23 protein-coding genes are annotated in these 26,251 nt (G+C 53.1%); 5 read left to right on the forward strand and 18 right to left on the reverse strand.

Annotated elements, in window-relative coordinates; genetic code table 11:
- Positions 1-2: 2 nt before the first annotated feature.
- From GY33_RS0101300 to GY33_RS0101320, 5 genes are all read left to right on the forward strand, one after another.
- Complete coding sequence (locus GY33_RS0101300) at positions 3-3,680, forward strand: PAS domain S-box protein (RefSeq protein WP_235185431.1); 3,678 nt, start codon at positions 3-5, stop codon at positions 3,678-3,680.
- 175 nt (positions 3,681-3,855) lie between these two features.
- Complete coding sequence (locus GY33_RS0101305; protein WP_031385604.1) at positions 3,856-5,043, forward strand: ABC transporter substrate-binding protein; 1,188 nt, start codon at positions 3,856-3,858, stop codon at positions 5,041-5,043.
- A complete protein-coding gene (locus tag GY33_RS19515; RefSeq protein ID WP_051822171.1) occupies positions 5,040-8,888 on the forward strand; it encodes a PocR ligand-binding domain-containing protein in 3,849 nt (1,282 codons plus the stop codon). The genes GY33_RS0101305 and GY33_RS19515 overlap by 4 nt, the downstream gene beginning before the upstream one ends.
- A 281-nt stretch (positions 8,889-9,169) precedes the next feature.
- Positions 9,170-10,504 (forward strand): ATP-binding protein, encoded by a 1,335-nt coding sequence (locus tag GY33_RS0101315; protein ID WP_035270966.1) that lies wholly within the window; start codon positions 9,170-9,172, stop codon positions 10,502-10,504.
- 85 nt (positions 10,505-10,589) lie between these two features.
- Positions 10,590-13,028 (forward strand): response regulator, encoded by a 2,439-nt coding sequence (locus GY33_RS0101320; RefSeq protein ID WP_051822172.1) that lies wholly within the window; start codon positions 10,590-10,592, stop codon positions 13,026-13,028.
- A 249-nt stretch (positions 13,029-13,277) separates the two neighbouring features.
- Here the strand turns inward: GY33_RS0101320 and GY33_RS21610 are convergent, their stop codons facing one another.
- The 18 genes from GY33_RS21610 to GY33_RS19540 all read right to left on the reverse strand — a co-directional run bounded on the left by GY33_RS21610 (position 13,278) and on the right by GY33_RS19540 (position 26,231).
- Positions 13,278-13,763 carry a type IV pilin protein gene (locus tag GY33_RS21610; protein WP_051822173.1) on the reverse strand — a complete coding sequence of 162 codons (486 nt, stop codon included), beginning with the start codon at positions 13,761-13,763 and terminating at the stop codon, positions 13,278-13,280.
- Between the two features lie 193 nt (positions 13,764-13,956).
- Complete coding sequence (locus GY33_RS0101330; RefSeq protein ID WP_031385609.1) at positions 13,957-14,217, reverse strand: hypothetical protein; 261 nt, start codon at positions 14,215-14,217, stop codon at positions 13,957-13,959.
- 194 nt (positions 14,218-14,411) lie between these two features.
- A complete protein-coding gene (locus GY33_RS18855) occupies positions 14,412-14,906 on the reverse strand; it encodes a Uma2 family endonuclease (protein ID WP_200874817.1) in 495 nt (164 codons plus the stop codon).
- A gap of 28 nt (positions 14,907-14,934) precedes the next feature.
- Positions 14,935-15,234 (reverse strand): nucleotidyltransferase domain-containing protein, encoded by a 300-nt coding sequence (locus GY33_RS20200; RefSeq protein WP_084184716.1) that lies wholly within the window; start codon positions 15,232-15,234, stop codon positions 14,935-14,937.
- Positions 15,207-15,608: a HEPN domain-containing protein gene (locus GY33_RS0101345; protein WP_031385611.1), complete on the reverse strand. Its 402-nt coding sequence runs from the start codon at positions 15,606-15,608 to the stop codon at positions 15,207-15,209. Before GY33_RS0101345 ends, GY33_RS20200 begins: the two co-directional genes overlap by 28 nt.
- Positions 15,609-15,887: 279 nt before the next feature.
- Entirely contained in the window at positions 15,888-16,214 is a 327-nt protein-coding gene (locus GY33_RS21910; RefSeq protein ID WP_407637355.1) for a DUF2442 domain-containing protein, read from the reverse strand.
- Positions 16,168-16,320, reverse strand: a complete 153-nt coding sequence (locus GY33_RS21180; protein WP_153304572.1) for a hypothetical protein — start codon at positions 16,318-16,320, stop codon at positions 16,168-16,170. Before GY33_RS21180 ends, GY33_RS21910 begins: the two co-directional genes overlap by 47 nt.
- Before the next feature lie 74 nt (positions 16,321-16,394).
- Positions 16,395-21,065 carry a pilus assembly protein gene (locus tag GY33_RS20215; protein WP_161788425.1) on the reverse strand — a complete coding sequence of 1,557 codons (4,671 nt, stop codon included), beginning with the start codon at positions 21,063-21,065 and terminating at the stop codon, positions 16,395-16,397.
- Positions 21,066-21,099: 34 nt separating this feature from the next.
- Positions 21,100-21,603 carry a pilus assembly PilX family protein gene (locus GY33_RS19530; RefSeq protein WP_051822175.1) on the reverse strand — a complete coding sequence of 168 codons (504 nt, stop codon included), beginning with the start codon at positions 21,601-21,603 and terminating at the stop codon, positions 21,100-21,102.
- 12 nt (positions 21,604-21,615) lie between these two features.
- The gene (locus GY33_RS0101370; RefSeq protein ID WP_031385614.1) at positions 21,616-22,554 is read right to left on the reverse strand and encodes a PilW family protein; all 939 of its coding nucleotides are present in this window, start codon (positions 22,552-22,554) and stop codon (positions 21,616-21,618) included.
- Between the two features lie 10 nt (positions 22,555-22,564).
- Positions 22,565-23,041, reverse strand: coding sequence for a type IV pilus modification protein PilV (gene pilV, locus GY33_RS0101375; RefSeq protein WP_084184721.1), 477 nt, complete (start codon positions 23,039-23,041; stop codon positions 22,565-22,567).
- Positions 23,042-23,090: 49 nt separating this feature from the next.
- A complete protein-coding gene (locus GY33_RS0101380) occupies positions 23,091-23,360 on the reverse strand; it encodes an addiction module protein (protein ID WP_051822176.1) in 270 nt (89 codons plus the stop codon).
- A 91-nt stretch (positions 23,361-23,451) separates the two neighbouring features.
- On the reverse strand, positions 23,452-23,994 hold the full coding sequence (locus GY33_RS0101385) for a hypothetical protein (protein WP_031385617.1): 543 nt from the start codon (positions 23,992-23,994) through the stop codon (positions 23,452-23,454).
- On the reverse strand, positions 23,991-24,293 hold the full coding sequence (locus GY33_RS0101390) for a nucleotidyltransferase family protein (RefSeq protein WP_031385618.1): 303 nt from the start codon (positions 24,291-24,293) through the stop codon (positions 23,991-23,993). The genes GY33_RS0101385 and GY33_RS0101390 overlap by 4 nt, the downstream gene beginning before the upstream one ends.
- A 17-nt stretch (positions 24,294-24,310) precedes the next feature.
- On the reverse strand, positions 24,311-24,787 hold the full coding sequence (locus GY33_RS19535; protein WP_031385619.1) for an ATP-binding protein: 477 nt from the start codon (positions 24,785-24,787) through the stop codon (positions 24,311-24,313).
- Positions 24,787-25,281, reverse strand: a complete 495-nt coding sequence (locus GY33_RS0101400) for a ribonuclease toxin HepT-like protein (RefSeq protein WP_031385620.1) — start codon at positions 25,279-25,281, stop codon at positions 24,787-24,789. Before GY33_RS0101400 ends, GY33_RS19535 begins: the two co-directional genes overlap by 1 nt.
- Positions 25,278-25,583: a nucleotidyltransferase domain-containing protein gene (locus GY33_RS21185; RefSeq protein WP_326923832.1), complete on the reverse strand. Its 306-nt coding sequence runs from the start codon at positions 25,581-25,583 to the stop codon at positions 25,278-25,280. Before GY33_RS21185 ends, GY33_RS0101400 begins: the two co-directional genes overlap by 4 nt.
- A gap of 105 nt (positions 25,584-25,688) precedes the next feature.
- Complete coding sequence (locus GY33_RS19540; RefSeq protein WP_051822177.1) at positions 25,689-26,231, reverse strand: GspH/FimT family pseudopilin; 543 nt, start codon at positions 26,229-26,231, stop codon at positions 25,689-25,691.
- Positions 26,232-26,251: the final 20 nt, after the last annotated feature.

Genomic DNA, 26,251 nt, shown 5'->3' on the forward strand with positions numbered 1-26,251 from the left:
GCATGGCCACGCTTTTTCTTGGTTCAGGCAATGAGCAAGAGGAATCGCTATCCGCGAGGATGAGACGGGGCAGAGATTATTGCGGCCATTCCACAACCGGGGTCTGGACACTTGGGAGTGACTCCCGAACAGGTCACTGGTCCGCATCTTTGTATCAACTCTTGGGCTATAAGCCTTTTTCCGTCAAACCAACACTGAAACGCTTTCTGAAGCATGTGCATCCCGACGACCACGCCACGCTCAAGGCCTTCCTGGACACGTCAAAACGATCCGGAGACGTGTATCGCCATCTTCTCAATATAACGACAATTTCATCTGAAAATCGACTCTGCCTTCTTTCATTTGATTATATTGCGGATAAATCTGAAAGCATTCAAAGCACTTTCGTCATTATTCAAGACTTAACAGACCGAATACAGATGGATGATGCTTTAAATGTCAACAAAGAAAAATTGGAAAAGTTTGTCCTTAATAAGAACAAAGATCTTCTAAATGCCATAGATAGGTGCAATAATGAAATTTCTGAACGTATAAATTCTGAGAAAAAGTTAGAAATATTCAAGTTAATGGTGAACAGCTCAAACAACGCCCAAGCATTTATCGACAAGAACAAAAAAATATTAATTGTCAATAATACATATGAGAATCTTGTCAACGAACCAGAAAAAAGAATTATAGGTAATAATTTCGAACTATTTTTAAAGAGAAAAATGGGCGAATATTACTATAATAAAGAAATTAAACCGTATTTTGAAAAATCGCTTCTTGATGGAGAGACTTGCACACACAAAGGATGGACAGACGTCGGCCAATCCAGAAAATTTCTTTACAGAATCTATACCCCGTGCAGAGACGATAGTAAAAGAATAAGCGGGGTAATTATCACGTTGCATGACTTAACCCACCTCATGAGCGCGGAAGAGCAGGCACGCAAAAATGAGCAGCTCTTTCTGACCTTGGGCGAGCTGGCCCCCATTGGAATCGTCATTTCAGACCGAGAGAACAAGACGATCTACCTCAGTCCGTCATTTGAAAAAATCCTTGGCTACACACGAGAAGATATCCCCACTATGGACGCGTGGTGGCCGTTGGCCTACCCAGACCCAAACCTGCGGGAATCAATCAAACGCAAATGGGCTGAGGACGTGGCCGCGGCCATGCGTGACCGGACGGAAACTCCACCTTACGACATTCCCGTGACCTGCAAGGACGGTACGGTGCGGCACATGGACGTGCGCCTGAAGTCCGCCGGAGATTGCAGCGTGGTGACGTTCACGGATCTCTCCTACCGCAAGGAGGCCGAGAAAAAACTGCGCCACGCCCGGGACATCGTGGAAAACATCCATACCAGTTTGTATGTCTATCAACTGGAAGATCTGGACAATGACCGAAGCTTACGCATGGTTGAGGCCAATCCGGCAACGGAGAAACTGACCGGGATCAAGGTCGTCGATGTCCTGGGGAAAACCATTGATGAAAATTTCCCGGGCTTGCGGAAAACCGGCATCCCCCATCGTTTCGCCGAGGTAGTCCGAAGTCGGCAGTCGGCTGAAATTGGAGACGTCGATTACGAGGACGACCGAGTTCGCCGGGCGGTCTTCAGCGTCAAGGCTTTTTCCTTGCCGGACAATCACCTCGGCGTTGCCTTTGAAGACATCACCGCCAGCAAACGCGCGGAACAGATGACCGAAATCCGGCTCAGACTGATCGAATTCGCATCTGACCATTCCTTGCCTGAGCTGATGACCAGTGCATTGGACGAAATTGAACGTTTCCTGGACAGCTCCATCAGCTTTCTGCATTTCGTGGAGCCGGACCAAAAGACCCTGTCCCTGCAGCAATGGTCCTCCGCGACCGTGGAGCGCTTCTGCAAGGCCCCGGGCCAATTGTTACACTACAACATCAACCAGGCAGGAGTCTGGGTGGAGTGCGTCCGTGAAGGCCGAGGGGTGATTCACAACGACTACGCTTCCCTGCCGAACAAGAAGGGGCTGCCGAGCGGCCATGTCGAAGTAATCCGGGAGATGGTCGTCCCGGTGCTGCGCCAGGATGTGGTCGTAGCCATACTGGGCGTAGGCAACAAACCCATGGACTACAGCCACAACGACATGGAGGAGCTGTCCTTTCTGGCCGACGTGACCTGGGAAATCATTAGGCGCAAGAAAGCGGAAACCGCACTGGCGGAAAGCCTGGCCCGCTACAACGACCTGATCACGCGAGTGCCGGTGGGCGTCTATGTTGTCTGGACCCGAGCGGACGGTCGCCATGAATTTGAGTACGTTAGCGACCGGTGGTGCGCGATACACCAGGTTCGTCGTGAAGATGTCTTGGCCGACAGCATGGTGGCGAACAATCTTGCCCATCCCGATGAACGGGAGGCATTTCTCGCGCGCAACCGACAGGCCCATCTCGACCGAAAACCATTCCTCTGGGAAGGGCGGTTTATTGCCGGATCGGAGGTGCGCTGGCTGCGGATCGAATCAACCTCCGTGATTTTTGACAATGGCGATGCCCGCTGGTTCGGCGTGACGCAGGACATAACCGAGCGCAAGCTGACGGAGATAGAGCTGCAAAGAAGCCGCGAACTGCTCGACTCCACGCAGGCACTCGCGAAAATCGGCGGATGGGAATGGGACGTGGCCCAACAGACCATGTATTGGACCGACGAGGCTTATCGAATCCATGGGTTCCAACCCGGCGAGGTCGAAGCCGGTTCACCGGACCACATTGCACGCAGCCTGCAATGCTATGACCCGGATGATCGCCCCGTTATCGTGGCGGCTTTTCAACGCTGTGTCGAGCAAGGGCAAGCCTACGATTTGGATTTCCAGATTACCAAGACCGACGGTTGTCGGATATGGATTCGAACAATGGCGCACGCCGTTCAGGTGAACGGTCGAGTCGTCAAGATCCAGGGGAACATCTTTGATATTACTGAACGTAGAAAGACGAGGGAGGCAATCGAGCAGATCAACCAGGAACTTCGCATATCCAATGCCGAAAAGGACAGGCTGTTCACCATCATAGCCCACGACCTCAAGGCTCCCATGGCCGGCATTCTCAGCGCAACAGGGATGTTGGCTGACCAGGCGGAGATTTTTTCGGAGCAGGAAATCCGGCTGCTCTCCACGGAACTGCACAACAACGCCAAAAACACTTTTGCGCTCCTGGAGGACCTGCTGCAATGGTCGCGCATGAGTCAGGGCGGCATTGACTTTGATCCAGGACCATGCAGCCTGCATGATCTGATCAACATAAGCTTCTTTTCAGCCCAAGGCATGGCCAAAGACAAGGATGTCGCCATCCGTCTGGACATCCCCCAAGGTCTGACCGTTTGCGTGGACCAGCCCATGATCAACACGGTGATCCGAAACATCCTGTTCAACGCAATCAAATTCTCCCTCCGGGGCGGAGAGATCGTCATCACGGCTCAACGGAACGGGAAGACCGTGACCGTGGCTATTCAAGACAACGGCATCGGGATGAACGAGCAGGTATTGCCTTCGGTTTTTTCCTTGCAGAAAGAGAAGCGGCATTTGGGCACGGAAGGTGAAACCGGGACCGGCCTGGGGCTGGTTTTGTGCAAGCAGTTCATTGATCGGCACGGTGGAGAAATCTGGGTGGAAAGCGAGCCGGGACAGGGTACGACCGTATTCTTTACCTTGCCTATCGACGCTTGATTGCCATGACATCTCGCGGACTTGTCGAAGACCGACGATTCCAGAGCAGCTTCTCAATTTTTGGAAAGTGTGGGAGGGTGTGCAACCCCATCCTGATTCACCAACACACGAAAGAAGATTTTGGATAATCGCCGCGATTCGGGTTGTCCGCGACACTATTTCTCAAGGAGGACACATGAAGACCAGGCGCGTTCTGCAACCGAGGGTAGCTGGATTCCGGCTGATGCTCTGGGCTTTATTGGCGATTTCCATCAGCCTCGGCATGGACGGGCAGGTCAGGGGAGAGTCCCTGGAGCCCATCAGGATCGCATCCGCGTTCTCGGCAACGGGCCCGTTGAGCACGCAGAACGTATGGAGTTTCAGCGTCGTGCGTCTGGCAGCCCGGACGGTGAATTCCCAGGGCGGGGTTCTGGGCAGGCCCATTGAACTGATCGAGCTGGACACCCAGAGCACTCCGCTGGGAGCTCGTCAGGCTGCTCTTGAGGCGGTGCGGGCCGGGGTCACGGCCGTGATCGGACCTTCGTTCAGTTCCCAGGCCATGGCCATGGGCCCGGTGCTTCAGGAGGCCGGCATTCCGATGATTGGCACCAATACGACGGCCCCGGCGGTCACCCGGATCGGGGAGTACGTCTTTCGGGCCAGCTTCACCGACGAATCGCAGGCCATGGCCATGGCCAATTTTGCCCATGACCACCTGAAAGCCCGAACAGTCGCGGTGCTGCACATTGTCGACGACCTCTACAGCGAGGGGTTGAGTTCCGTCTTCGTCGAACTGTTCACCGCCCTGGGCGGCAAGAGCGTGCTCCAACTGCCCTATCTTCTTTCGGACACCGACTTTTCCAGACAAATATCCATGATCAAGGAAGCCGATCCGGACTTGGTCTTTCTACCGGGCCATGCCCGGGACTCCGGGATGATTCTCAAGCAGGCCCGGGCCATGGGACTTGCCGTCCCCTTTCTTGGAGGAGACGGCTGGAGCGCGCTGGAAGCGTACCCTCATCTCACCCCTGATTGGGGAGACGTGTACTATGCTTCCCACTGGCATTCCGCCAGGGACACGGAGCCAAGCCGGGCCTTCCAGCGCATTCTGGCCCAAGAGTTCGGGGAAGATGCATCGATGGTCCTGATTTCCGCAAGAGCCAACGATTTCGATGCCCTGGGGCTGGTGGCCGATGCGATCCGCAGGGCCGGCAGCGCGGACCCCAAAGCCGTCCGCGATGCCCTGGCCATGACCGTGAAGTATCCCGGCGTGACCGGTGAGATCAGCTTTCAGGACTCCCGTGATCCTCTGAAACCGGTCTACATCCTGCGCATCACCCAGGATGCCATTGAACATGTCACCTCCGTGGAGCCAAAGCTATGAAAAAAAGCATCGCCACGCGGATGAACAAGGACATCCTGCTGACCTTCCTGGTGATCGCGGTTCTGTTCATTTTTTTCGGTATCTTGGTCCAATTGCACTGGCGCAACGAAAACATCCGCATGGTTGTCCACCTCCTGGACACGGTGGTGACCAGGGAACAAAACAACCTGGCCAACGAACTCTTTGAGGACCGAATCAACGCCTTGAACATGCGCCTGCGGGACATGCTCGACATCGAGCATATCGTCCGTGTCGCGCTGTACGATCAGGATCGCGGGTTTCTGACAAGCGCTTCCGGACTACACCAAGAGGGTGATGCGCTGTTGGCCGCTTCTCTGGCCGATGCCGACCTGTTCGGCACGGACGGCGCCTACCGGGTGACCGGAGGCGTGCACTCGCTCTACTTCGCCAGGCCCATCACCGCCGTGGGGGAGACCCTGGGTTGGATAGCCATTGTCTATGATCTTTCGCTGCTCAGAAAGCAGATTCTCTCCTTTTTCTTCTTTTACTCCGCCCTTCTCGCAGTGTTGCTGCTGGGCTTGCTACTTTTGCTGCGCCGACGCCTCCGGCAGTCCGTGGTTATTCCTCTCCGGCAACTGGGGGAATCCATGCGGACCATCCAGGCCGGGCAGTCCATATCACTGCGCGACTCCGAGAACGCGGACCGGGAACTGTCCGACCTGCTGGGTTCCTTCCAGGACATGGCCGTTCGATTGAGCACTTCCTATCAAGAGCTGGACGAGACGAACAGGAGCCTGCGCACCAACGGGGAACGCGCGCTTAAGCAGCGGGCGGCCATCTCCGGACTGGCCCTGGACGAGGCCATTGTATCCGGGGATAAGAATCTTGCTTTTGCCAGGCTGGTCCAGGTGGCCGCTGAAACAACGGCGGTCAGTCGAGCCAGTGTCTGGCTCCTGAACGAGGACGGCGCGACCCTGAAATGCCAGGCGATTTTCCAGACGGGAACCGGCCACCTGACTCTTCTCCAGCCCTTGCATTGCGCGGAAATTCCAACCTACCTGAACAGTCTCCGTGCCGAGGGCAGGATCTCCATCGAAGATTGCCGAACCGATCCGCGAATCCAGGAAATGGCCGAGTATTTCAGTCCGCTGGGAATCTCGGCGATGCTGGACTCGGGCATCATGATCAACGGCAAGCTGATGGGCATTGTTTGCCTGGAACACGTCGGCGGCCAAAGGCCGTGGCATCCGGACGAGGAGGCTTTTTCCAGCACCATGGCGGCCATTGCCGCCCAGATTGTTGATAATGCCCGACGCAAGCAAACGGAAACCATGCTCAGCCAGTCCGAGCAAAAGCATCGGGTCCTTTTCGAAGCGTCTCCGGATGCCATTTTCCTTTTGAAGGATGAACGGATCGTTGACTGCAATCCGCAAACCCTGAAACAGTTTGGGCGTCCGCGAGAACAACTTTTGGGTCGCAAACCCGGTGAATTGTCCCCTGCAGTGCAGCCCGGCGGAGAGAACTCCCTGGAGCTGGCCACGCAAATTGTCCATCGTGTGGAGCAAGGACAAAACCAGGTGTTCGAGTGGCAACATGGCCGGGGTGACGGGACCGAGTTCACCGCCGAGGTGTCCCTTACCAAGATGCGCTTGCCCGACGACGACTATATCGTCGTGTTTCTGCGCGACATCACCGAGCGCAAGCGGACCGAGAATGCCTTGGAAAAGCGCCTTGTGGCCCTTACCCAACCGCTGGACAGCTCCGAAGGGGTTGGTTTTGAGGAAATGTTCAACATTGCCGAACTGCAGCGTCTGCAAGATGATTTCGCCAAGGCAACCAAAGTGGCAGCTCTTATCACGCGTCCCGACGGTACCCCCATCACTGCGCCGTCCAACTTTTGTCGTCTGTGCACAATTATTCGTCAAACAAAAATCGGTCAGGCCAACTGCATCAAGTCTGATTCCGTATTGGGGCGCATGAACCGCAACGGTCCGGTGATACAACCTTGCCTGAGCGGCGGGCTCTGGGATGCCGGCGCAGCCATTTACGTGGGCGATCGCCACATTGCCAACTGGTTGATCGGTCAGGTGCGTGACGAGGAGCAGGACGAAGAAAAAATTAGGGCTTATGCTCGGACCATCGGCGCCGATGAGGATGCCGCGGCACAAGCCTTTCAAGAAGTACCCGCCATGTCTCGCCAACAGTTCAAGCAAGTTGCTGACGCGCTCTTTACACTCGCCACCCAGCTTTCAAACACTGCTCACCAAAATGTGCAGCAGGCAAGGTTCATCACCGAGCGCAAGCAGGCCGAAGAGGCGCTTTTGGAAAGCGAGGAGATGCAGCGCAGGCTCCTGCAAACCGTACCGGACCTGATCATCAGGACGGACATGGAAGGCACGATCACCTTTGTCAACGAGCAGGCGTTTCCCGGCTTGGAGAACGTTCCGGAAGCGAGCATCTACGGAAAAAGCATTTATTCCTTTTTTGTCGAGCACGACCTGCCTCGCGCACTGGAGAACGCCCGGATGCGCATCGAAAAAAGCATCGGCCCGCAACCATACCGGTTGTGTCTTGGTGAAGCCATCATTGACGCCGAGGTCAACGGCGCCGTGATCCGCGACATGGAGTCCAGGCCAGCGGGAATGGTCTACGTCATCCGCGACGTCACCGAGCGCAAGCGGGCCGAGCAGGAACAGGAGAAGCTGCAAAGTCTGTTTCTCCAGTCCCAAAAGATGGAATCCGTGGGCACCCTGGCCGGAGGCGTGGCCCATGACTTCAACAACCTGCTCCAGGTGGTTCGCGGCAACATGGAATTACTGCCGCAACAAGCCACCCTCGGCTCTCAAGCCCAGTCCCGGGTCCAGGCGGTGATCAAGGCCCTGGATCGGGCGGCCGTACTGGTCCAGCAACTGTTGCTCTTCAGTCGCAAGGCCGAGTCCAGCAAGATCCAGGTCGATCTGAACCACGAAGTGCGCGAAGTGGCCAGAATGCTGGAACGGACCATCCCCAAGATGATCACCCTGGAGCTGCGTCTTGACCCCAGCGCCTGGCCCTTGACCGCCGACCCGGTGCAGATCGAACAGATAATGCTCAACCTGGCCAGGAATGCCGTGGACGCCATGCCGGAGGGCGGAAAGCTGACCCTGGAAACGAGCAACGTGGTCCTGGACAAGGACTTCGTCAACCACCATCCGGGCTCGTCCGCCGGACCTCACGTGCTCCTGATCGTGACGGACACGGGGTACGGCATGGACGCCCAAACCCGCGAGCATATCTTCGATCCCTTCTTCACCACCAAGGAAGTGGGCAAAGGCACCGGCCTGGGTCTGGCCTCGGCATACGGCATTGCCAAGAGCCACGGCGGCTTCATCCAATGCTCCAGCGAGCCGGGCTTAGGAACGTCGTTCAGAATTTACTGGCCGGCCATGAACGAACAGGAGATCAGCCCGGCCGAAGAACCGCTGGAAAGCCCCCCTCCAGGCGGCGACGAGACCATTCTCGTGGTTGACGATGAGCCGGAAATCCGGGATTTGACCCAAGAGGCCCTGGAGGCCCTGGGCTACACCATAAAGAACGCCGCCAGCGGAGAAGAAGCCCTGCGGATTTACCAAGAACACGGCCAAAGCCTCGACTTGGTCCTTTTGGACCTGAATATGCCGGGCATGGGAGGATATAAGTGCCTCCAGGAGTTGTCGCGGATGAATCCCTCGGTCAAAGTGGTGATCAGCAGCGGTTATTCGGCCAATGGGAATGCCGACGCGGCCCAGACGGCCGGAGCCGCGGGCTTTATCGGCAAACCGTATCAACTCAAAGATCTGGCCGCCGTGGTGCGCTGCGCGCTGGACGAACAGCGGGCCGCGCCATGCCGGGATGAGCCCGAATGATCCAACCCGGTGCTGATGAAAGACCTGGGAAAAGCCTTGGAGAAGATCATTCGACATCCGGTCTAAGCCATGCCGCTGCCGCGAAACGGGCCAACGCTCCGTGAGGATGGCCGAGCTCCAGCCAAACCATAACGGAGCATTGCATGTCCCCATCAACACATCCAAAGTTTGAAATGGAGGTTCTTGATTAATCAACAAATCCCGCGTAATTCTCTTTTTTTGAGGGAGAAAAGCACCAACTCTTCGCCTTTCACGAAGGAGAACACTACTCAGTGCATACCATGACCCCGCTATCCTTGAAAGATGTCTTAATCGAAAAACTGGCTGAAGCGATCTCCGCGCCATTGCCGGTTTTCACGCCCAGACAGATCAGGGGGGTTGTTTCCCTGCCTGGAAAGGCCACTGCGGTAGTGGGAATGCGCCGGGCCGGAAAAACCACGTTTCTGCATCAGTTGCGCCGGGATAAGTTCAATCAGGGTACGCCCCTCACCCATCTGCCGTATCTGAATTTCGAGGATGAGCGCCTCGCCGGCTTGGAAGCAGTCCACCTCGGTTTTTTGCTTGATGAATTTGCCCGGCGGACGACAGGGGGACCAGGTCCGGTTCGAGCAACGTGGTTTTTCGATGAAATCCAAGTGGTCCCGGGTTGGGAACGCTTTGTTCGGCGTCTCCTGGATACCGGAGCAAGCGATGTCGTCGTAACGGGTTCATCCGCCGCCCTGCTTTCGAGGGAGATCGCGACAGCGTTACGAGGCCGGGCCTGGGAGGCGTCTCTCTATCCGTTCAGCTTTGCCGAGGCCATGCGCCATCAGGGTCGGGACATTCCGCCGGAGGCGGCCTTTCTTTCCGGAATGGAACGAGCCGGAATCGAAAGGGCGTTCCTGGACTGGTTGACCGTCGGCGGTTTTCCCGAGGTTCAGGGTCTTGACCAAGGCTCCAGAAGACGACTGCTGCAGGATTATGTGGACGTGGCCATACTCCGGGACGTCGTGGAACGACACGGGGTCAGCAATGTGATCGGCCTGCGCTGGCTGGTGCGTCACTTGCTGGGCAATGCGGCGGGAACCTTCACGGTGGAAAAATTTCACGCCGGTTTAAAAAGCCAGGGGGTGGCCATTTCCAGAGACACGGTGCATCAATTGCTCGCCCACCTTGAGGATTGTTTTCTCGTGCGAGCGGTTTGGATGGAAGCGACGTCTGAACGGCAGAGAATGGTGAACCCCCGAAAAACCTATCCCATTGATCCGGGCCTGATCCCGCTCTTTGACCGCAGCGGACGCCGAAATCACGGCCATGCCCTGGAGACCGCCGTATTGATTGAGCTGGAAAGGCGACGTTGCGCCGCGACCTATGTCCGCACCCCCGAAGGCCATGAAGTGGATTTCCTGGCTCGCGACCCCCTGGGCAACGAGACGCTCATCCAAGTTTGCCTCGATGCCTCCGAACCGACAACCGCCCACCGGGAACTCCGGGCCTTGGCCGAAGCCGCCCGGCCGCACCCAAAGGCGGGGAAACTGTTGCTTACCTTGAACAAGGACGGCGCCCCCGCGGACATTCCAGAGGATGTGACGGTATGCCCAGCCTACGAATGGATGCTCACCGAACCGACCGAGTAGGGATATGGAGAGTCAGCACCCTGCAGGAGCGAACGTGGTGCAACCCTTGACCGAATCACTACAACATGAACTCACCTTGAGAGCCATGCAAACCATCCTGATCGTCGACGACGACCCTGACTTCCTGACCGTGGCCCGAAAAATCCTGGCTCCCACGATGTGTCGCCTGCTGATCGCGGACTCAGGAGCCGAAACACTGGAAATTGCCGCGCGGGAACAGCCGGACCTGATTCTCCTGGATGTGTCCTTGCCCGACATCGAGGGCCTGGAACTCTGTCGTCGGATCAAGGCCGATCCGGATATGGGCCGAAGCCATGTGCTGTTCGTGTCCGGCACCATGACCGACCCGGAAAATCAGGCCCAGGCCCTGCGGGCCGGAGGGAGCGGGTTCATGACCAAACCGGTGAACCCCCAGTTTTTTCTCGCCCAGGTGCAAGCAACCTTGCGCATCAAACGTTCCGAGGACGCCTTGCGCCTGGAGCATGCTCAGGTGCTCTCGATTTTCGACAGCATGGGGCAATACGCGTATGTCGTCGATCCGCAAAGCTATAAAATCCTCTTTGCCAACAAGGCCATGCAGGCGGCTTATGGTAGGACCCTGGAGGGCCAAACCTGTTATGACGTATTGCAGCTGGAGGATCGCCCCTGTTCGTTCTGCGGCAACTCTTTTTTGCTTCAAAACCCGAACCAAACCCACCAGAAAGAGCACAAAAGCCCTGTTTTAGGGCAGCACCTGCTGATTACGGAAAAAGTGATCAAATGGCCGGACGGGCGGGACGTGATCTTCAAGTTCGGCATGGACGTGACGGAGCGGATCAAGGCTGAGAACGCCTTGCGCTACAGCCAGGAGCGTTTCCAGTTGGCCATGGACGCCACCCGGGACGGGCTGTGGGACTGGAACCTGGAAACCGACGAAATCTATTTCAGCCCGGCCTACACCGCCATGCTCGGCTACGCTCCGGGTGAAATCGCTCCCAGCGTCCAGTTTTGGTCGGACAACGTGCACCCGGACGACCTGCCCTTGGCCTGGGAACGGATTACGGACTGCCTGGAAAACCGCCTGAAAAACTTTGAAGTGGAATTTCGGATGCGGACCAAGGCCGGGGACTGGCTGTGGATTCAGGGACGGGGCAGCGCCGTGTCCCGGGACAAAGCCGGCAAGGCCGCCAGAATGGTGGGCACCCATGTGGACATCTCCGAGCGCAAGGCCATTGAAGGCCGACTCCAGGAGGCCATGCGCCGGGCCGAGGCCGCCAATCAGGCCAAGTCTGCATTTTTAGCCAATATGAGCCATGAGATCCGGACTCCGATGAACGGCGTGATCGGGTTGTCCCGGTTGCTGCTGGACACGCCGCTGACGGATGAGCAGCGGGACTTGACCGGAACGATCCTCTCCAGCGCGGAGATACTTTTGGGACTGATCAACGATATCCTGGACCTTTCCAAGGTCGAATCCGGAAAGCTGGAACTGGAGGCCATCCCGTTCAACCTTGCCCAACTCCTGGATGAATTGACGTCAATCATGAGCCACCGGGCACGCGGCAAACGACTCTCCTTGTCCTGCTCCACGAACCCGGACGTCCCACCATCCCTGCTCGGCGATCCGCTCCGGTTGCGCCAGATTCTGATCAATCTGGTGGAGAACGCCCTGAAGTTCACGGATCAGGGTGGGGTTCTGGTGACGGTTGAGAGGGTTGAAGGAAATGCTGGAATGCTGGAATACTGGGATGCTGGGATTGGTGAGGAACCCTCAACCGCGAGACTCCGCTTCACGGTCCGGGATACCGGGGTCGGAATTCCCCAGGAAATGCTGGCCGGGGTATTTGAGAAGTTCCAACAGGTGGATGCTTCCAGCACCCGTAAATACGGGGGCAGCGGTCTGGGACTGGCCATCTGCAAGCAGCTCGTCGAGCTGATGGGCGGAGAGATGGGCGTGGAAAGCCGGGTCGGCCAAGGATCGGAATTCTGGTTCGTGGTCCCGCTGGCCGTACAGGACCAGAAAAGTCTTGAGGCCGGGCCGAGCAACCAGGGCCACGCATCACCGAGCACCGGCTATCCGCGATTTGTCGGTCGCGTGTTGTTGGTGGAGGACAGTCAGGTCAACCAGACGGTTGCCCTGGGAATTCTCAAAAAACTGGGCCTCCAAGCCGCCGTCGCATCAAACGGACTGGAAGCCCTCAAAGCCCTGGAACAAAACGACTACGATCTGGTGTTGATGGACGTGCAGATGCCCGGAATGGACGGCCTGGAAGCGACGAGAAGGATTAGGAGACAGGAGTCAGAAGACAGGACTCAGAAGCCGGAAGTCGGAGATCGGTCCTCTGAACCTCAGGTCTCAGGTTTCAGCCCTCGGCCCTTCTACCGGCGCCTGCCGATCATCGCCATGACCGCCGGGGCGATGCAGGAGGACAGGGATCGTTCCAAGGAGGCGGGCATGGACGACCACCTGACCAAACCCATTGATCCACGGTCACTCTGTAACGCCTTGGCACGATGGCTGCCGGAGCAAGAACAAGATAGCTGATCAACGCTGCCCCGGTACGACCGGAATCGGAGGCTCAGCAGCCTGGCGGGCGAACAAGTAGCCTTGGACGAGATCCGCCCCGTGCGCCGCCAGCCAGTTAAAACCACCGGCTCTACGACAACATCCCTCCGGGATGAGAAGAAAAAGTTGTTGACAACTCTCACCAACACGCTGAGGGCGTCTTCTGCTCGAATTGATTGATGGTCATGGCTAGGCAAAGCACGACACTCGCCTGTTACTTCGCTATATTCAACGCCAACAAGCCTCGGTTTGATCATTTCCTTGATTATCTCTAGCTCCTTTCACGCCAAGATGATCAATGGTTAGTTTAGCACACAAGCTGTCACCAGCTTGTTTTTTATTGGCGTTAGGCACTGTCTTAATTATAAATTTAAAGGATTCTGAATTGGAAAGTTTGCACTCTGTAAGGTTATCATCTGTAAAGCAAAGGTCGTAGTATCCACTCTGAGAGAGCTTTTTAACTGTGGCATTCTTGTCAACGCCAATTGTCGCATCAACATACGTGTAATTATTCGTATAATACCGCTCCATAGCCTGAGCCGCGGCCAACAAAGCCGTCTTCCCGTCCGCCCGACGGGCATTGGTGGTGTACTTGGTCACCTGCGGAATGGCGATGGCCGCCAGAATCCCCAGGATGGCGACCACGATGAGGACTTCGATGATGGTGAAGCCTTTGAATTTTATTTTCTGGCTCTTCTTCGTCAAATGATCCATGCTGAACGCCTTTTGGTTGTAACTACTCAATAAATCCTGAGTTGAGCTCATTTCCGACGCTGGTTTCCCGCCTTCGCGGGAATGACGTGTTTTTCATGCCGCATCCCAATCAGTCATACCCGCGAAGGCGGGTATCCAGGCCGTATTTCCTCGGATGAGCTGAATAGTTACTTTTGGTTTTGATATCTCATGCTCACCGGAACGGGCTCCAGACAGTTTCCATGTTGAATGTCCTGGCCTTGGCGCGATCAAGGCCCAACACGATACACCAGTAGTTCACCGCCTTGCGGCTCAAGTTGCGGCTGTTCATCAGGACATCCGTGAAACGTTCCATCCCGTGCCTGTCCTGAACCTGCTGAATGAAATCAAATCCGCCAAAATTGATGGCCCGTTCGATTTCCACCTCCGGAGACACGTTCGCGGGGTCCCGGTCCCAGAAAAGTTCTTCTCTCATATGGATAGCAACTATACTCTGAACGGCCAGGAATCGGGCTTTTGTTTCACTTCTCTAGACTCTTAGTCTGCCTTTTTGTCTGCCTTTCCCGTCCGTGGCCAAAAAAGAAAAAGCCAGAAACCAGCCCATGCGGAGTATGCTACTTCCACACTACCGCCAGACAAACCCGAAATCAAAGTCAATGGCGCACTTGCTCAGCTCGAACAGCAACGTCTCCCTCGAACAATCCCCAACCTTGCGATACCCCCGTCCACCAGCCGGTACACCTTGGCCTTGCGCTTGTCCGGGTAGACCAGCACGTAATGGGTCACGCCCTCATTCTGATACAGCTCATGCTTGAGCAGTTCGTCCCGCCGGGCGCTGGACGTGGACACCACTTCGAAAATCAGCTCCGGAGCCCTGGTCAACCGCTCCCCCTCCGGCTCGTAGCAGATCACCATGCAATCCGGCCGAACCACGGTGTCCTCGGAAAACTCCACATCCGTCTCGAAAACGGCATGACAGGCCGGGCACTCGTCCAGGGCTTCGGCAAGCTGGCGATAGATGTTCCCGGTTGTCCGTTGATGCGTGAACGTGGGCGAAGGCGTCATGGCATACGGCGATCCATGGACCAGCTCCCAGTCGCCTTGCCATTGGCGGAAGTCGGAGACGGTGTAGCGTTCGATATATGGCGCTGGGTTGGCGGTCATGCGGTTCCTCTCAAGGCATGGCAAACAGCTAAAGCCGCAAACCTGTTGTTGCGACAGTATCAACAAATCCTGTTGGATCGTTATTCGCTACAAAAAGATGCGGTTCAATACGAACATCCAAAAGCCTTCGTATTCGATAAAGATTTTTCACGGTCTCCAAATAATCGTCATCAATGTGGCTCACGATAATCCCGATATCCAGATCACTATGCTCATGTTGACGTCCCTCAGCATAGGATCCGAAAAGGTAGGCATTATCAAAATTCAAATATGGCCTGACTAATTTCAAATACTCTTTTGCTAATGCGATAGCTTGTTCTTTATCCATATGTACAACCTCTCTGTCTTTTCCAAAATTATTCCAGCATAGTTTACATCAATTCTCTTTTTGACCAAATCTTTGTATTCTGGATACCGTGCCTGTACATTCAGAGGCTCAAGCTCGTCAAGAAAATCTGCATGAAATTCAGGTAATTCAGATAGTAGAGCAGTTTGACTTGCAAGATAAGAAAGGTTGTGTGTACGAGGAGGTGTCTTCTCATGTATCATTTGATAGTGTGCTTTCAATATTTTTTCAATAGACTGATGGCACATGAAACCGACATAAATGTATCGTCCAGAATCAAGCATTGCCCGAGCAGTTTGAAGATCATACTCAGAGATATCTATCCAATATTCCACCTTTTTGTCTTTATTCATCATTTCAAGCCTATAAGATTATATTTCCATTTAATTATTCAAAACCGTGTTTGCTCAATCCGGAATTCGATTCATTATTATAATACAACTCCACAGCATCCTTCAAATTAAAAACAGTTTCATCAACTGACTCACCAAAACTGGAAACATCCACGTTTAAACACTGTGAAACAAAGCATTTTCCTTCCTGGTAAACAACATATTTTAAATTTCTCATTTTATTCAATCTCCACAAGTATAATCACATCAAAAAACGCCATGAGTAGTACTGTATTTTTGAGTTTAAAAATCAACTCGATACCGCCCCAACCCATCCGGATACAGATCATCCCCTTCCGGCCAGTAAATGCCCCCCAATTCATCAACAGCCGCCTGCCGAAAATACCGGTACTGACGCAACCTCCAATATGCGTCGCGTCTCGCTATCAGGTCAGCCAGGTCAAGAATCAGCGTCCGCCAGTCATGCATGAGAACGCGAAGCTGAAAATCCGAGAGAGGCGTAACCTCGACAGCTTGCGGCCAGGGCGTTTTCACGGTTGATCTCATTCCTCTCCCCCGGCAATCACTTGAACGATTGCAACACCTTCTCATGCACAATGCCCTTCTCATTGGCCAGAAAGGTGAAAAACTTCTTCAAGGCCACGCTGATCTGCTCCGGCGTCGTGGAATCCCAGACTTTCTTTTTCCACCACTTCTTGAAGTGCGTATTGGCCATGCTCTGAGAAGGTTCGCGTCACTTTGGTATCCTTACTGCGAGGTAGCTGAGCATTGCCATTTCGATGGGCATGATTAGCGAATTTGGCGCCAGGACTTTCTTCCAGGCAGGGCCGCATCTCCGGGATTTTCCGTAACCACTTGCATCTCGCCGGCCTTGGAACCACTAAAATACTTATACTCGGCAATATCACCTAGAATAACCGCCGGAGTTTTGGAAATTCCAATATCAAGCTTCATGGCACTGACAGGAACAAATACGGATGTGAGCGTCGTGTCATCCTCGTTGATCAGAATCTCCACCTCAACATAATCCTCCTCATTGAACAGCAGATCCCCGCTTGGGTCAAAGACCGAGTAATCCAACCTCCCCCCCGTCAGGGCATCAAGCTCCACCACCCAACTTGATCCTCCAAAATCGCAAGGGTGCTCTGAAGGTGTCATGGTTGTGAATATGATCCGGCCACTGCGTAGCAAGGACGCACTCACAACCCTCTCTCCCCGCATTTGATCGGTGCCCAGCAGAATATCCACTGGAGTCGTCAGGTCGATAAACCATCCCTTTTGCGTGGAATAGTCAACGGGATAATCCGAAGTCACCCGGACCTGCATCGCGTACGGCGCACCATCTACTCCGACAGGAACTCCTTCATAGAAGATGCGCTGTTGCCGGAGAACCTCGGTTCGTTCCGTCGTGTATACAACCGTAGCTCCGTGATCGCGAATTCCATAGTAAGACTGGTGCTCCGTGACACTGTCCACATCGTTGTCCCCGTCGGCAAAAAACCTGCCCGTTCCAAAATATACCATGTATCCGCCGCCGGGATGCAACCCAATGGTTGGCCGTGCGGTGATGGGCTGTATGTTGTCGTTCCTGTCTCTGGCGGTGAATAACGGCTCACCGGAAAAGGCCACCCCCCAGTCACTGTCAGAGGCTGAAGTCAAGTCGAATTTCCAGAGATTCCCCAGAAGGTCTCCGGCATAGACAAAATCAGTAATTCGGTCGCCATCCACATCCACCGGGGCTGGCGATGATAAACCATTGAGCTTCCCGCTTGCTCCCGCTTCAGTATCAATGATCTGGATGGGATTTCCGGTTGCCAGATCTAGAATGAATAATTTGGCTGTTGTATCTCCGGTAATGTATCCGTTGCCGAAAATAGCAACCCAATGTCCACTTTCCAGGCGAGCAAGGGTCGGCTGACCAATGCTGTAGCCAAGGTCTTCATGCGTGAACTCCCAAAGCACGATAGCATGTCCAGGCGTATCGAACTTGTCTGGCTCCGTGATATCCAAGGCGAAGACGGATCGGCCACCGGCCCCTGTGGAACCGACAAGCACGGTCCGCCACTCTCCATTGATGTATGCATCTCCGACACGGGCAGGACCGTCCACAAAGTAGCGATGGTTGTCATTATAAGTTGGCGATGCCAGTTCTTTCAGGTTCGGCATGACCTCATTGGGAATGTACGCCAGAAGTTCCCTACCGTCATCGGACCGAAAACCGTGCAACATTCCGTCGTTGGCTCCGACATAGATGACCTTGTCCCGACCCTTGGTATTCTCCAGAAAGGTCGCATAAACACCATCTTTGCCTTCATTTATGGACTCCCGGTCATATCCCAAATTGCTATTACCCACAAAAACCGGATCTGAGTTGATAATGTCCCCCAGTAGACGTTCACGACTTCTAAATACTCCATCATTTTGAATTTCATTGGAATCATCACCACGGATGTAATTGACAACCATCTCTCCCAAAGCGGCATTGCCCTCTCCGATGGCATTTTGTTGCGTTGCGTTGAGATCAGCCCATTTAAAGGGAACGGTCTGCCCCCCGGAAAAGGTAACGATATTTCGCTGGTCATGCGCTGGAATCTCTTCCCCGGCCTCCCAGTCCTTTTCCCCAAGGGTTCCATCAGGTTTCACCGGAAAAGCGAACAGTTCCCCAGACCAGTCGTCCGTCCGAAACCGAGCCTGATAAACAAATGTGCCCGTGTCCAGGCGGACGGAGTTGGCCACCACGGACGATGCAGACGATGTGGTTTCAACAACGTCCTTGAACACATTTTCCAGATCTTTGGCCAGCTTGGCCGGATCGATGGCAAAGTAGTAGTTGTCCGGCTTGCCGTCCCCTTCCGCATCCCAAGAGAGAGGGTTGTCCGGGAAAGAGGGGTCCTGAGGACGTTTCGGCTTATGGAATCCGCCCCATTTGGCGGCGTAGAACAGAGGAGATTGCAACAAGCCGGCAGCGGAAGGCCCTAGAGTATAGGTGACCGAGGTTGGAGCATCATCAAATTTACATTTGTCACACCCAAGAACGCCTGTTGGATCCGTATAGTCATAGGAATTAATTCCTGAATGGGCGTGAAATCCGTCATCTGTTGTACCGCTTAAAACGTAGCCAAAAGCCAAGCGCCTCCCTGAAGACTGGGCAAACACCTCGGTCGTAATGGTAATGTGTGAATTAGTAATCTGATATTCAAGGACACCGTTCATATCCATGTCAAAGTCACCACCCCATTCCGTGGCATCCCAATTGATCACGAATTTACCCGTACCAGCATCGATATCCTGTTCCACAATCCGGAAATCAACTAGGGCGCACCCTTTGTATTCCGTAGTATTTTCACATGCGGGGAGAATACGCACAGCCATATCGGTCTCCCCTGGACGAGGAATCTCAATCGCCGGCACAGCAGGAGCCATTTCAACACCGTAGGTTTTGACATTGACTTCGACAGTATCTCCTTGTGAATCCTCAAGATCATTTCGAATAGAATTTATATAAGCATGATAAGCAAGTCCTGCGATATGAAATGTTCCGGACTGGGCCGGAGCCTCCGGACATATCCCACGAGCCCCCCCCAGAGAGCCAACTGTTTTCGCAGAACAAAGACGATTGTTTAACGTATCAGATTCTCCAATGAACCAATCCTGGCCATGAATGTCTTCGCCAGATCCGACAACATCGGTCATCGCGGTGACCGATGTCCCCCCAATAGAACTCAAGCCACCAAATTGATCATGGTCATAGGAACCAATGCTGGAGTTGATGACAATACTCGAAAGCGGAGCACACCAGTTATCATTGGAAAGTGGATCAATCCATGAGCTTGAATTAAGTCCTGATATCTTATCCTGTCCAGAAAAGACAAAATCAGAATGCGGCGTAGCACCTGAAAAATATCTGAGCGTTTCATAAAAAATTTCAGACTGGGGATTCCCCCAGTTGGTGCATCGTCCATCGCTGATACTCGTCAAATTAAAAGGGCAGTTGTCACCAGAACTCGATTCATAGTGACCATCATCATGTGTATATCCGTATATACGAAAACGATTTAAAGTATCTACAATAGTCCCACTAGATGAAATTTTAAAAGTTCCATCAGTTTGGAAGTTGACTTCATCAGAGAAACTTTTAGGATTTTTACGCAAAACTCCACCTGAAAGGTTTTTTGTATAACTACCTGTCAACAAACCAAAATACAGATCACCATCATCACCATATTGCTGCAATAGTCCAATCGGTTTGTAGTTCTCACTAGGGTATTGTTTACAGCGTTCTTTTCCGATTAAGGATGACTCACAAACTGAAACACGAGCAGTATAGTCATAAACTCCCAAGCCAACTTGGTTTTTTACGGGGTTGTCAAAATTTGCAGGGATTCCAGTTACGCTGATATCGTTGCCGTTACTTGGACGATTGTTGTTTCCTGTAAAACCAGCAATACCCATTTCTTCATGGCCTATACGAAACTTTTCATCACTCCATCGGCATTGCCAGCGTTCATTGGCAGTCCATAGGCTGTAATTTCCGCTGGCAACGCGGATCAATGGAGGATCGTTCACATTTTGAGACCAAGTTGTACTCGCTACAGTCGTATTACAAAAGCTTACACCTCTGCGAGTGTCATTGGTGACTATCCAATCATCGTCAGTCACCCCAACACCTTGACTGCTAGTGACCTGTATGTTGATTTCTCCGGTTGAACTGCTGAATGTTCGGACAATTCCCTTCATCCAGACCGTATCAGGAAATTCCTGGCTCCGGACAACAACCTGATCACCAATTTGAACCTGCGCTGTTGAATTCCATTCTGTTATGAACGACCGACGGTCACTACTCTCATTTCGAGAACCGGCAGGAACGGACCGCGACGTCGAACTCGGCGTCAATGTCGATGCGGGCAAAGGAAATGGAGTCAACTGACTGATATCGCTACCATCATAGTAGCGCACCCAACTGTGCGCATCATTAGGAAGATAGCTGCGCTCCAAGATGGTGGATGTAGATGTATCAATGGAGCGATATCCTCCGTACAAAATCTTGCGGATGACATCGATCCGAGCCATGGAGATGTAATTCAGAAAGTTTCCGCTCCAGTTTCCGGAACAATACTTGTTCGATGTGATGGATTCCGGCACAAAGTAGCCAGCTGCTGTATCGTAGTTATAACATTTATAGGAATCAAAATATCCATAGTAATCTATATCGTGATTATACGTTCTATCTGCCGCTCCATCACCGCTCAGATCCGCATAATCCGGATAAGCCTCAAAATAGAGCTGATGGTCATTGGACATGGTCAGCATGACCTGAGGAGTCACTGACTGGGTGACGAAAAGAGGCACCTGGGCAATATTCGGGTCAGCCTGGACCTGGGAGGAGTTTGCCAGAAACAACACAGCAAAACAGAGTGATAGAAACAGTGTGTTCCTCAAGCAGCTATATGTTGATGCCATGTTGTTACTCCTTGAGGATGATGTCATGAGAAGCTTATCTCTTAAAGATGGCTTCCAGAATAGTTCTCGCGTCGGCGCTCCCACCAGCTGATTGGGCGGTGATCCGGTACAAGCTCGGATCAGGAATATTGAACGTATCCGACTCCAAGCTTTCCAAAGGTTCGGGAATCGGAGGAAGTTCACGAATAAAAAAACCGGGTTCTGATGGAAAAGAGTCACCAAATAAATAATGTAGACAGGGTATATCCTTTTCAAAATCTGGTGGTGAGTCATTAAATGAAAAAAAACAATCTTCCGTGGTCATAATTTCAAATTCATCTCGCAATGCAAGCTCCGCATCTCGCAGTGCCGCTTCAGCAAATTGAAACGAGATATCCTTGTCCCGCATGTTCCCGGCCATGCGCTCCTGGGTTGAGGTACTTTGCACGCCTGCAATAGCCATCATGGTCAAAACCAGCAGGATAACCAGGGCTATGACCAGAACAGAACCGTGTTCAATTGATTGAATCCTCGGGGGTTTCTTAAACAAAGTTATCATGGTCACGGTCTCCTATTGTAGTCGATTGCGAATGCCAATGGATGCTTCGAAAACCCGGCGTATACGCCTCCGGTCGTCTGTAGCAAGGGGGATCACATCCCCAAGCAAATTATAACTACTGTTGGGGTCCGGTTCCATCCTCCGGATTTCCTCCGGGGAGGCGGCCAGCAAGGCGATCCGGACGCTACGAACTTGTCCCCAGTCCGTTACGCTGGCAGCATCCACAAAGTCATCCACATTCCGGTCATTGTTCGTGTCAATACCATAGCGGAAGCGGATAGCGTCGACACCTTCGACAATCTCTTGACGAGGTTCATAATTCAATTTCCGAAAAAGCGACCGAACACCAACCTCCACGCCATCCTCTACAATAAGTGTTGAACCATGATCTATCGTGTATTCGATCTGTGCGAGATTCATAATTTCACCCATATTGTTCGTCATAAAATTGTCAGGAATATCTATACCAACGACCTTCAAAGTGCCATTGTTGGAGTCATCGACGGCTGTCGTGAAGATAACGTCATTGCAATTGTTTACAACAAGCGCCTCTCCTGCTGAAAAAATAATTCCGTTATCGTCAATTTTTAAAATAGTAAAATCTCCTGATTGGTCGACTTCTTCTATACCCAGGATAGCTGCACGCTTGTCCATGGCTCTGCGAATTATCAACTTGTTCTCAACAAGCTCTTCCTCCAAGGCAATAAAACCACCACTAGGTGTGCCACTGAAACAACCCAAAAATCCGGCCATTCGAATATCGTTAAGTAGATAATCCATCGCAAATCGACCGCTCTCTTGCACTCTGGCCATGCCCTGCTGCATTCGGTACGTCAGAGAAGTGCTCTCAAATATTTGATAAACTCCACCCATCACGATCAATAGAATAACCATGGTCACCAGGGCTTCGACAATGGACAAGCCGGATTGGGTGCCATTCGGTGAATTCATACAAAAAATCTCAAAGCTCGGTTTGTGTCGTAAATGTCTGCCACTGAGCACCATCCTCGACATCTGTAATTTCCTCGGATGTCTCAAGCCATTGAATCGTAATATTGACGATAGTGCCATTGGTTAACTCGACACTTCCACGGCCGCCAGGACTGGGAAATCGTGTCTGCAAAAAAGTCTTCCAAGAATTTAGATCGTCGAAAACGACATCGGGCAGGGTCGCATTGTCTGGGAATTCTTGGAGCCCAATCTTGTAATGGCCATCCATGGCAAGCAAACGATTTGCTCGCATCTTGTCCAATATGTCATAGGCCTGAAACGTAGCCTGGGATCTGAAATACGCTTCGCTATTTTGCTTCAATGAAAGCATCTGCATCCCCGCCAACCCCAGCAATCCGATGGCCAGGATAATCAGGCCGACGAGGACCTCCAGGAGGGAGAAACCGGCGGGATGTGTGCGAGAAAGCCTATGCTTCAAACCATTCATGGACCAACCCTATGAACCACCAAGCCTGGATATTGGCATCTTTTTAATATCATTTGTATACTTCCCAGTCATCTACCGCGACAGGTTCAGTCGGGTTGATATATGTTATCGGCTTTCCTCGAATTTGTTTCGCTTCCTCCCACGGCACGAACTCGTCCTTACCTGCCGAGATATCCGCTTCACGCGCTCGAAGCACTTCACCATGCCACTCTGGCGATTCATATTCGGCCTCATGTCGAGATAAATCCACCCAAAGTTCTTCCATGACCCGGTGTTTTTCAGCACGGGTCAGTCTGGTGATGTCCAATGCTGTATTCATGACTCTATTTTGCTCCTTGATGCTACCTTTCTCTCGTCTTATCTTACTCTTGACCACCTGGTCAGATGGAACAATACTTCTCTGAAACCATTCACTTGTCTCGAAATATTTCAGTGACTCTCAGAAAGACTTCAGAAAATTCAGATGCCTCCGGTTGCACGTTGAGCGCACTCTCGCAATAATCGTAAAATCGTCCGGAAATTGCGTACAGTGTCGGCCGTAATTCATGAAGTGTATTGAAATGGTCGGCGATTTCAGAATAGTCGATCCCGTATTCATGGGCCGCCAAATTGCGGGATGTTCGGCAAAGCTGCCAGGAATCCAGCGACTCAATCACTCCAATTTTTTCATAAAATGAAAGCACCTTCAGAAATACGTCCGCTGATTCACCAGATAAAATCGCACCATGTCGCATGGCCGCGCCGAGAGAGTCCTGCAATTTTGAAAAACGCTCATTTATTGCTGAAAGAGTCTCGAAAAGTTCCACATTTGTTCTCTGGCTGCTCAAAAAATTCCCGGTCAACGGCCAAGTGATTTTCCGGGCCGAAGCATCCAAAAAGAACACGCACCGCTGAACTGCTTCCAACAGCCTGATGAGGTGCTCTTTTTCAAGGACTAATCCATCCCTCTTCATGGCTGACCTCCAATCGGCCGCCCCTTCATCCGCGCAAGCTCGACAAAAGGCGATGCCTCCGTGCCACGGGCATGAACAAGCACATCCACCGGCAAGCCGAGCAATTGTTCCAGTTCCATCTTCATCCTGGCATGGTCCATTCGGGGAACTTTTTCATCCGTTTCCACCAATAAATCCACATCCCCACCCCTGGCTGCGTCATCCAACCGTGATCCAAACAGATAAACCTTAGCCGTTTCGCCAGCTTTTCGATGCACAATCTGATTGATGGCTTGTACTTGCTCGCTATTCAGTCGCATAATTGTTCCGCATTTGATCAGCTAAAACACACATAATACCCGCCCGTCCTCGGAGCACCCCGAAACTCTATCAGCCCTTCGCTTTTCAACTCCTTGATCCGAGGCTCAACGGTCCTTCTCGGCAATCCCAGGGTCTGACTGATCTCTCCGGCGTTTTGACCCGGAAAGCCCTGTACATGGGAGAGGAGGCCATTCACCCCGCCATTTACTCCGCCACTTACTCCGCCACTTACTCCGCCATTGTCGACGGGAAACAGCGTAACCTTGAAACTGTGCGCCATGGGCTCGAAGAGAGGCGCTGGGGCTCCGGCCTGGAGCATGGTTAGGTGAACGCGGACAATTCCGGAGCCGTATTTCTCGATCAATCCTGCTTCCTTGAATATCCCGGCGATCTGCTTGTTCCTGGGGTTGGAAGCAGCCCGGCCGGCAATAATGTCTTCGAGAAGGAGGACTCCGGGCAAGGTTCCCGGGTTGAAGAACTGAAGTGCCCCCATCAGTCTGAATTCTCTACCAAAGCAAGAAGAAAATCCGTGAATCGCTCAATATCTTTTTTAACTTGGCCATGACAGGGCAGCACGTCCTCGGCCAAGGCGGCAACACGTTCGGGTCGGAGGTTGAACGTGTAGACATTGCGAACAAGGTGGCGGAAGGCGCGATATTCGTCCAGGCAATCCCGCGTTGACCGCGAAATGACCGCAGGCCTGACACCCTTCAACTCGGCTCCCATTTGGCGCAACAGTTCCTGGTGCCAATTCTTTCCCGAAGGCAGCGCCCCGTCCACGGTGCGGGCTATATCCTCGAAGCAGGACTCAACGGCGGCATAAAAAACATGCAGATTCAGAGCCACACCGTCCAGGTAACACTGGTCCCCGGATTGGCGGGCCTTGTCCAGCAACATCCCAGCCCGCTCGGCAACCCGCTTCGCATCCAGAAGAACCTGCTCAATCCGACCAGCCAAAGCCTGGCAAGCCTCGCCTGTACCTTTCATATCGGCCTCCCTTGGACCTCGATGGTTCGACGCAGACTTTCCGAGGCATCCTCGAAGACAACGAGATCCACGCAGATATCCGGGTCCAGGCTGGTAACCGCCGCAACCGCTTTGAGGATGTCCTTCTGACGAAACCCCCAGACGGCTACGTCCACGTCGGAATGATCATGAAAGAGGCCATCCTGAGGAAGAGAGCCAAACACCCAAACCTTTTGGGCATGAAAACGCTTTTGAAGCAAATCGCCCGCCGCACGGGCAACTTCCCAGGCCCTTGCTCTGCGCTCATCCCGCTGACGGGCCAAAGCGTCAAATCGACGCTTCGCGGTTACGCGGTAGCGCTGAGCGCTGCATGGTTTGAGGGTCTATGGTTGTCGTTAAAAACATCGGAGTCCCCCCCCATCTGACATTCAATCACACGCCCCACTCTCAGTCCTTATTCGCCCGGCCGAATTGACCCGGATGCACCTCGATCGTCCTTTGCTAGTAACATTAAAGCCATGTCCTGCATCATCGCCTTCCTCATAACCGATTTCATCGGCAACTTCTTTAACGAGACGGCCATCAGGTCGAAAAGCGATTATTGCATTGTCTTCATCAAAATATCCGAATCCACCAAATGACTCAGGCTCTTTCAAGCCTTCCCGCACTCTAATAGGAATATCATTATTGTCTTCGTCAGTGAAATAAACCAGCCACCCCTGGCCCCAATCCCCACCTGTCGCACAGCTTGTTCCATTGGAACTTCTGCAGACATATACATCGACACCCCGCTTCATCGCCTCGCTCCTCGCCAGATTCAGCGCCGAAACAAACTCGTTGGCCACGGTACTGGTCCGCGTATTACCGATGAACACGTTGAACGCCGGAATGGCGATGGCCGTGAGGATGGCGGCGATGGCCACCACGATCAGGACTTCGATGATGGAGAAGCCATTGTTTTTTGGTGACATTATTATCCTATCTAAAACCG

Source organism: Desulfonatronum thiodismutans, from assembly GCF_000717475.1.
Taxonomy (GTDB): Bacteria; Desulfobacterota; Desulfovibrionia; order Desulfovibrionales; family Desulfonatronaceae; genus Desulfonatronum; species Desulfonatronum thiodismutans.

Coding starts and splice junctions, on each gene's coding strand:
- GY33_RS0101300 (WP_235185431.1), top strand. CDS start 3: ATGGCCACGCTTTTTCTTGGTTCAGGCAATGAGCAAGAGGAATCGCTA.
- GY33_RS0101305 (WP_031385604.1), top strand. CDS start 3,856: ATGAAGACCAGGCGCGTTCTGCAACCGAGGGTAGCTGGATTCCGGCTG.
- GY33_RS19515 (WP_051822171.1), top strand. CDS start 5,040: ATGAAAAAAAGCATCGCCACGCGGATGAACAAGGACATCCTGCTGACC.
- GY33_RS0101315 (WP_035270966.1), top strand. CDS start 9,170: ATGACCCCGCTATCCTTGAAAGATGTCTTAATCGAAAAACTGGCTGAA.
- GY33_RS0101320 (WP_051822172.1), top strand. CDS start 10,590: ATGCAAACCATCCTGATCGTCGACGACGACCCTGACTTCCTGACCGTG.
- GY33_RS21610 (WP_051822173.1), bottom strand. CDS start 13,763: ATGGATCATTTGACGAAGAAGAGCCAGAAAATAAAATTCAAAGGCTTC.
- GY33_RS0101330 (WP_031385609.1), bottom strand. CDS start 14,217: ATGAGAGAAGAACTTTTCTGGGACCGGGACCCCGCGAACGTGTCTCCG.
- GY33_RS18855 (WP_200874817.1), bottom strand. CDS start 14,906: ATGACCGCCAACCCAGCGCCATATATCGAACGCTACACCGTCTCCGAC.
- GY33_RS20200 (WP_084184716.1), bottom strand. CDS start 15,234: ATGGATAAAGAACAAGCTATCGCATTAGCAAAAGAGTATTTGAAATTA.
- GY33_RS0101345 (WP_031385611.1), bottom strand. CDS start 15,608: ATGATGAATAAAGACAAAAAGGTGGAATATTGGATAGATATCTCTGAG.
- GY33_RS21910 (WP_407637355.1), bottom strand. CDS start 16,214: ATGAGAAGGGCATTGTGCATGAGAAGGTGTTGCAATCGTTCAAGTGAT.
- GY33_RS21180 (WP_153304572.1), bottom strand. CDS start 16,320: ATGGCCAATACGCACTTCAAGAAGTGGTGGAAAAAGAAAGTCTGGGAT.
- GY33_RS20215 (WP_161788425.1), bottom strand. CDS start 21,065: ATGGCATCAACATATAGCTGCTTGAGGAACACACTGTTTCTATCACTC.
- GY33_RS19530 (WP_051822175.1), bottom strand. CDS start 21,603: ATGATAACTTTGTTTAAGAAACCCCCGAGGATTCAATCAATTGAACAC.
- GY33_RS0101370 (WP_031385614.1), bottom strand. CDS start 22,554: ATGAATTCACCGAATGGCACCCAATCCGGCTTGTCCATTGTCGAAGCC.
- pilV (WP_084184721.1), bottom strand. CDS start 23,041: ATGAATGGTTTGAAGCATAGGCTTTCTCGCACACATCCCGCCGGTTTC.
- GY33_RS0101380 (WP_051822176.1), bottom strand. CDS start 23,360: ATGAATACAGCATTGGACATCACCAGACTGACCCGTGCTGAAAAACAC.
- GY33_RS0101385 (WP_031385617.1), bottom strand. CDS start 23,994: ATGAAGAGGGATGGATTAGTCCTTGAAAAAGAGCACCTCATCAGGCTG.
- GY33_RS0101390 (WP_031385618.1), bottom strand. CDS start 24,293: ATGCGACTGAATAGCGAGCAAGTACAAGCCATCAATCAGATTGTGCAT.
- GY33_RS19535 (WP_031385619.1), bottom strand. CDS start 24,787: ATGGGGGCACTTCAGTTCTTCAACCCGGGAACCTTGCCCGGAGTCCTC.
- GY33_RS0101400 (WP_031385620.1), bottom strand. CDS start 25,281: ATGAAAGGTACAGGCGAGGCTTGCCAGGCTTTGGCTGGTCGGATTGAG.
- GY33_RS19540 (WP_051822177.1), bottom strand. CDS start 26,231: ATGTCACCAAAAAACAATGGCTTCTCCATCATCGAAGTCCTGATCGTG.